The organism is Brevibacterium sp. ZH18 (assembly GCF_022748595.1).
In the GTDB taxonomy this organism is placed as follows: domain Bacteria; phylum Actinomycetota; class Actinomycetes; order Actinomycetales; family Brevibacteriaceae; genus Brevibacterium.
This window is the reverse complement of sequence record NZ_JALDSX010000043.1, coordinates 24,530-31,277: the sequence shown is the minus strand read 5'-3', so window position 1 is coordinate 31,277 and position 6,748 is coordinate 24,530. Positions and strand designations below refer to the sequence as shown.

Annotated in this window: 6 protein-coding genes; 1 reads left to right on the top strand and 5 read right to left on the bottom strand. The window is 62.8% G+C overall.

What is annotated here, in order from left to right:
• Positions 1 to 71: 71 nt before the first annotated feature.
• The 5 genes from MPN20_RS13705 to pdxH all read right to left on the bottom strand — a co-directional run bounded on the left by MPN20_RS13705 (position 72) and on the right by pdxH (position 5,375).
• Positions 72 to 1,142, bottom strand: a complete 1,071-nt coding sequence (locus tag MPN20_RS13705) for a universal stress protein (RefSeq protein ID WP_242783014.1) — start codon at positions 1,140 to 1,142, stop codon at positions 72 to 74.
• 236 nt (positions 1,143 to 1,378) lie between these two features.
• Entirely contained in the window at positions 1,379 to 1,879 is a 501-nt protein-coding gene (locus tag MPN20_RS13700; RefSeq protein ID WP_242783012.1) for an HNH endonuclease, read from the bottom strand.
• Between the two features lie 482 nt (positions 1,880 to 2,361).
• The gene (locus tag MPN20_RS13695) at positions 2,362 to 3,210 is read right to left on the bottom strand and encodes a C40 family peptidase (RefSeq protein ID WP_242783010.1); all 849 of its coding nucleotides are present in this window, start codon (positions 3,208 to 3,210) and stop codon (positions 2,362 to 2,364) included.
• Between the two features lie 379 nt (positions 3,211 to 3,589).
• Positions 3,590 to 4,276 carry a metal-dependent transcriptional regulator gene (locus MPN20_RS13690; RefSeq protein WP_242783008.1) on the bottom strand — a complete coding sequence of 229 codons (687 nt, stop codon included), beginning with the start codon at positions 4,274 to 4,276 and terminating at the stop codon, positions 3,590 to 3,592.
• A 427-nt stretch (positions 4,277 to 4,703) separates the two neighbouring features.
• Positions 4,704 to 5,375, bottom strand: coding sequence for a pyridoxamine 5'-phosphate oxidase (gene pdxH / locus MPN20_RS13685; protein ID WP_242783006.1), 672 nt, complete (start codon positions 5,373 to 5,375; stop codon positions 4,704 to 4,706).
• Positions 5,376 to 5,575: 200 nt separating this feature from the next.
• On the opposite strand from pdxH, the gene serC reads away from it, so the two are divergent.
• On the top strand, positions 5,576 to 6,718 hold the full coding sequence (serC, locus tag MPN20_RS13680; protein WP_242783004.1) for a phosphoserine transaminase: 1,143 nt from the start codon (positions 5,576 to 5,578) through the stop codon (positions 6,716 to 6,718).
• Positions 6,719 to 6,748 lie beyond the last annotated feature (30 nt).

Sequence of the window (6,748 nt, the reverse complement as noted above, 5' to 3'; positions counted from 1 at the left end):
CAGGATCTTTCTTTTCCTGTCCCAGCGGACTTCAGTTGTCTCCCCCCGCTGTCTATCGGATGACGATTCCCTCAGAGGCCAGGCTCCGGAGCGTTGTCACTCGCGCCGTGTCGACGCTTGTTGTGATCGCGGACCACCCGCACGACCATCGTCGGGCACTGCGAATACGGCAGCACTGACTGTGACGTGGAGCCGAGGAGCAGTCCGGCGAACCCTCCCCTGCCGCGAGATCCGATGACGAGGACTTCGGCGGTGTCGGACGCCCGAACGAGCACCTCGGCGGGCTGACCGTCGAACAGCGTCCATGTCACGTCGAGATCCGGATACTCGTCCTTCAGTCGCTGCTTGGCCACGACGAGCTTGTCGGCGCCCTCGTTGACCAGACGTTCGAGGTCGGCTGTGCTGGGCAGCCATTCGGGGCCGATGACCGTGGTCGTGATGACAGCGACGATGTGCAGCGGCGAGCCGCGCCGTACCGCCAAGCGGGCCGCCTTCCACAACGCCGGGGATTCGGCGCCCAAGGAGTCGACGCCGACGACGACCTTGCCGTCGAAGCGCAGACCTTCGATCGCCTCGACGTTGGGATCCGGCTCTTCGACCTCGACGCCGTCCTGCCGGATGGGTCGCGAAGATGTGGGGTGAGCTGTCCTCTGCGCGTCGGGTTGCCAGACGGTGGGCACGACGACCGTCGGGCACGCCGAGTGAGCAGGCAGGGCGCTCGAGACTGTACCCAACAGGCGACCGGCGAATCCGCCGCGACCACGAGAGCCGACGACGGCCAGGGACCCGGTCTTCGACTCGTCGATGAGTACACCGGCAGCGTCGCCGATCTCGATCACGGCCTCCACCGGAACACCAGCGGCCTTGACCTCTGCAGCGGCTTCCTTGAGGGTGTTCGTCACTGCGGCACGGATCGATATGTCGTCGATGGGCACATACGAGACGTCGATGGCGGCAGCTGCCACGCTGGGGATCGTGTAGGCGCCGACCAGACGGATGGGCTTGTCCAGGGAGCGTGCTTCCTGGATCGCCCATGCCAGCGCATTGCGGCTGGGTGGTGAGCCGTCGACGCCGACGACAACAGCCTCGGACTCTCCCGCAGGTGAAGTGTTGGCGTCCGGGGTTCGGTCCTGCTCATTCATCGCAAGCTCCTCAGATTGAAGCGGAGTTCCATCTTTCCAACCCTAAATCACAATGCACCTGAGAACTCGGCCTATGTCACATCGTTATCCGAAACGGGTCACAGTGCGGACAGATCATTCTCCCGGCCCCGAGGGACACGATTCGCCCACCCGGAAAGACGCGCTCTGTCAATGCGGAAAGACGCGCTCCGTCACCCCGGAAAGCCCCGCTCCGTCAACATGGAAAGACGCGACCGTCAGGCAGCTGTGGACAGCGCCAGGAACGGACGCCACTGTTCGACCGGCTTGTCGATCCCACGCATCCAGAACTGACCTGTCCGCGGCTCCTGCGGGCGGAAGCCGAGCTTCCAGCCGATCTCGGACAGAGTTCGATTGCCTTTGCGGTTGTTGCAGTCCCGGCAGCAGGCAACGAGGTTCTCCCAGCTGTTGACGCCGCCGCGCGACCGCGGAGTCACGTGATCAACCGTCGTAGCCGGCTTCGAGCAGTAGGCACAGCGATGATTGTCGCGCCGAAGGACACCGCGGCGGGACAGGGACACTCGCCGATCCCGGGGCGGGTGCACGTAACGGGTGAGGAGGATGACCGATGGCTGGTCGAGACTCATGTGCTCGGATCGCACGGGAATGTCCTCCGCGGCCAGTACTGTCGCCTTTCCAGTCAGCACAAGGACCACTGCCCTGGTGAACGGAACGATCGACAGTGGTTCATACCCTGCATTCAGCACGAGAGTCTTCATATCCCGCCCCTCATCTTCGTCTCAGCACAATGGCGATCGAGGCGTCCGACCGTCAGAGCATTCGGCACCCTCGCGAGTTTCGCGCCGTCCGCCGGGCCACAGACCTCTGGGAATGCAAAAGGCGCTGTGCCGCAGCACAACGCCTTGAAAGTAGACACAGACACAGATATGTATTCCGCGCCAGAAACTGGTGCGGCTATTCGCGATATCCGACTATGCCCCATCTGATTTCCCATCACTCATGGACCTCAATCTTCTTAAGAATAACGCCGAAGTGCCTATGTGACCGAATTCATATCGCTCGCGTCACGGAATCTTCGTCCGGCGTTCACCCTGCGACACATTTCGCTCGGATAACCACACGCCGAGGCGGGGGCTGAGCCACGTACGGGCGCGCCCTGGAGAAAAGCAATCGGGTACGCAAAAACTCCCCGTCTGACTCGAGGACCATCGAGTCGGGCGGGGAGTTTCTGGAAAGAAGATCAGAGAACGCGGATGAAGGTGACGTTGCCCATCCAGCTGTAGCTGCGCTTCGAGGTACCGGAGCTCGGTGAGCCCGCATCGTACATCTGGCCGCCGCCGGCGTAGATTCCGACGTGACCTGGGTGCCAGATGATGTCGCCCGGCTTGGCCTCCGAAGCGGAGACAACCTTGCCTGCGCCCTTCTGAGCACCGGAGGTGCGAGGGAGGTTGACGCCCACGTGGCTGTAGACCCACTTGGTGTAACCGGAGCAGTCCCAACCGCTCTGCGTGGTTCCGCCCAAGACGTACGGAGTACCGACGCCCTTGGCAGCCCATCCGAGCACCTGCTCGGCCTTGGAACCGTCGATCGAACCGGCATCTGAGCCGGAGTCTTTGTTGTCGCTCTTCTTGCTGTCGCCCTTGCTGGCGGACTTGCCGCTGTCGCTCGTGCTCTTATCGTTTGAGCCGGCCTTCGACGATTCGCTCGAATCGGCGGTGGCGGTCTCAGCAGGCTTCGGCTTCGGCTTGGGCTTCGGAGCGGCCTTGGCGGTGACGGTCTGAACGTCGGCACTGAAGGACGATTCGGACGGCTTGTCCTTATCCTTCGTGGAGCTGTCTGCAACTGTGGTCGCGGCCTGGTTCTCGAACTCGACCTGAGGCTGAGCCTCGGCGGAGACGGCGACGTTGTCGTCGGCTCCCTGTCCTGCAGCCGGGAGAATGGCTGCGGTCAGCAGACCACCGCTGGCAGCAACAACGGCTGCGCGACGTCCGAAGACGGCGGAGTTGGCATTCAGGAGTTCGGTCAATTCGGTCAGTGGAGTCTTGACCTTAGCTTCTGCGGCGCGGCGGCCATGCTGCTTAGTTGCCACGTTTTCCTCTCGTCACCTATTGAGAAAGTCTCAACCGCCACTCTCGGTCCTTGGATTTTCACATCGAGCGTGGCGTGCGGATCTCGCTGTGAAGTCGTCACTTTCGTGAGCGACCTCCACAACTGTAACCAATCAGTGACCAATTGTCACGTTTCTGTCACGAACCACAAGGAATGACCCTGAAGTTTTCCATAAAACTCCAGGTCAGAGGCTTAATAGAGTTTCATATCTCCGTAACAATTTCTTGTTACACGACAGGGCCCGGGGAGCGGTTATCCGCTCCCCGGGCCCTGTTTCTCAACTCATTTGTAACAAATCAGCCCGGTTCGAGATGAACGACCGTGACTGGTCTCAGTCAGCGTTATTCGGCAGACGCCGATCACTTCCGATAGGCGAAGACGTGCGAAGCAGTCTCCAGCGGCAGATCGAGCACGTCCTGTGCGCCGGGGACCTGCACAGTGATGTACTCACCGTTGCGCGAGATCTCGACATCGGTCTCCGGCAGGACGCCTGCGACTTGGAATTGCTGCAGGAGATGGATATCGACCTGCAACGGTTCGGCCAGCCACGCGATCCGCAGCTCTTTGGCACCGTCGCGAGCGACAGCCGTGGCCAGATCGACCACGTCGGCTCCCCCAGCCTTCTCGCCGCCGATGATGTCGAGGCCTGGAATCGGGTTGCCGTAGGGGCCTGAGGAGATGTCGGGGAGCAGATTGATCAGCTTACGCTCGACCTGTTCGCTCATCACGTGTTCCCACCGGCAGGCCTCGTCGTGGACGAGTTCCCATTCGAGGCCGACGACATCAGCCAGAAGACGTTCCGCCAAGCGGTGCTTGCGCATCACCTCAGTGGCGATGCGTCGCCCTTCGGGCGTCAGTTCGAGGTGGCGATCGTTGCTCACATGCAGCAGTCCGTCGCGCTCCATGCGCGCCACGGTCTGTGAAACGGTGGGACCGGAGTGATCCAGTCGTTCGGCGATTCGAGCACGCAATGGCACGATCGACTGTTCCTCGAGCTCGATGATCGACTTGAGGTACATTTCGGTTGTATCAATGAGGTCGTTCACTTAAGACCAGCCACTCCACTCTTCGTCTTCAGGTCGATTCGACCATTTCAGGCGTTCACACCACTACTTCGGACCGTGCGACCCTGCTCCGACCGCTGGACCCCTTCGAGATCTCGCGGCCATTGCGATCCGCCTCAATCCTATCCCGCTCACCGGCATTCGCGTGAGTCGACAATGGATTCGATCAACTGTGCGGCAGGCCGCTTCGTGTGACCACCGAGACCATCAGCTCCCTTGAACGTTACCGATGCTCGGCGCTGGACCGCGTCGAGAGCAGGTTCGTTGGCTCTGAGGATGCCTGCCTCGAGTCAACACTGGACGTGAGACGAATATTTCGGCGGGTCTATGTGGCCGTGCACCAACAGGTTCAGCCTGACCAACAGGTACACCCTGTCAGGCTGCGCACCGATGGGTAGAGGCCATCCGATTACGGGTACAGACGGACCGGAGTCCACGCCGAGGCATCCGCCAGATCGGCTGGTTCGTGGCTGCCGTCAGCACGGCGGAAGACCCACCTGTCGTGGAACCGGTTCTTCTGCCCCTGCCAGAATTCGATCTCGAAGGCTCGCACCCGGAAACCTCCCCAGTGATCGGGGCGGGGAACGTCCTTGCCGTCGTATTCGGCGAGCGCGGCATCGTATTCGGCCTGCATCTGTTCACGACCGTCGACGGGCTGGGACTGCTTCGACACGCTTGCGGCGATCTGCGAGCCGTGGGGGCGAACGGCGAAGTAGGCGTCCGAGTCGTCGGGGGCGACCGCCTCGGCGAGGCCGCGGATCCTGACCTGTCGTTCCATGTCCTGCCAAGGGAAGTTCACGGCCACCCGCGGGTCGGTGCGCAGCTGCCGCCCCTTCGCCGAGTCATAGTCGGTGAAGAAGACGAAGCCGGAGTCGTCGATGCCCTTAAGCAGGACGATGCGCGAGGACGGACCCCACTCGTCGAGCGTGGACACGGTCATCGCATTGGGTTCGCGCACGTGTTCCGCGGCTTCGTCGTACCACTGCCGAAACAGCGCGAGCGGCGAGGACTCGGGACGGTCGAAGACAGGTGACTCGTAGGACTTCCGGGTCTGGGGCAGGCGGTCGACTGGCTCACTCATATCTTCACTCTACGACGATGGCACGTCGCCTCCTATCGCCTCCTATATATACGGGCACCATATGTGCGGGCACCTGCACGCAAGCGGACCGGCCGTGCGCCTGCGCCCCTGCCCCGATGGGTCGCAAATGCAGCCGCACATGTCGCTCGATGACGAGACCGGTCGTCAGCCGGGGATCGACCCGTCGTAGAATGTCGATCGTGACTGCGACGAATATTACGATCCCAGACGAACTCCTGCCCGCCGACGGACGCTTCGGAGCCGGCCCTGCCCGCATCCGCACCGCCCAAATCGAAGCTTTGAATGCGGCTGCCGCCGATGTCCTCGGCACCAGCCATCGCCAAGCCCCCGTGAAGAACCTGGTCGGCCGCATCCGCACCGGCCTCGCCGAGCTCTTCGACCTGCCCTCCGGCTACGAGGTCGTCCTCGGCAACGGCGGATCCACCACGTTCTGGGACGTCGCCACTTTCGGGCTCGTGCGCGAACGCGCCGCCCATGCCACATTCGGCGAGTTCGGCCAGAAGTTCGCCAAGGCCACCAATGAGGCTCCTCACCTGCAGGATTCCCTGATCCTCAAGGCAGAGCCCGGCACCTCGGCCGTCCCCTCGCCGGCGACTTTGGCTGGCGATGCTGTCGCCGACGTCTACGCCTGGCCGCACAATGAGACCTCGACCGGTGTCGCGACGACGATCACCCGACCCGAGGGCATCGACGAGGACGCACTTGTCGTCATCGACGCCACCTCCGGTGCCGGCGGGCTGCCCGTCGACATCACCGAGACCGACGTCTACTACTTCGCTCCGCAGAAGAACATGGGCTCCGACGGCGGACTGTGGGTGGCTATCCTCTCGCCGAAGGCCATCGCCCGCGCTGAGGAGATCAAGGCATCCGGCCGGTGGATCCCGGCCTCGCTCGACCTCGTGACCGCGATCGAGAACTCGCGGAAGGACCAGACCTACAACACCCCAGCCGTCGCCACGCTGCTGCTGCTGGCCGAGCAGATCGAATGGATCAACGGCAACGGTGGACTCACGTGGGCCACCGAGCGCACGCGCGGATCCTCCGGGCTGGTCTACGACTGGGCCGAAGCCTCCGAGGTGGCTCGTCCCTTCGTCGAGAACCCTGACGATCGCTCATCTGTCGTGACGACCATCGACTTCGACGATTCGATCGATGCCGCACTCGTCGCCTCGGTGCTGCGCAACAACGGCATCGTCGACGTCGAGCCGTACCGCAAGCTGGGCCGCAATCAGCTGCGCATCGCCACGTTCGTCTCTGTCGATCCCGACGACGTCAAAGCGCTGCTGGCCAGCCTCGACTTCGTCATCGACGCTCTGGCTTAAGGCCAGCCACCAGCGCCCTCCCAGCTCTCA

Bases quoted from the DNA above. Each gene is read 5' to 3' on its own strand.
- MPN20_RS13705 (WP_242783014.1), bottom strand. From the start codon at position 1,142: ATGAATGAGCAGGACCGAACCCCGGACGCCAACACTTCACCTGCGGGA.
- MPN20_RS13700 (WP_242783012.1), bottom strand. From the start codon at position 1,879: ATGAAGACTCTCGTGCTGAATGCAGGGTATGAACCACTGTCGATCGTT.
- pdxH (WP_242783006.1), bottom strand. From the start codon at position 5,375: ATGAGTGAGCCAGTCGACCGCCTGCCCCAGACCCGGAAGTCCTACGAG.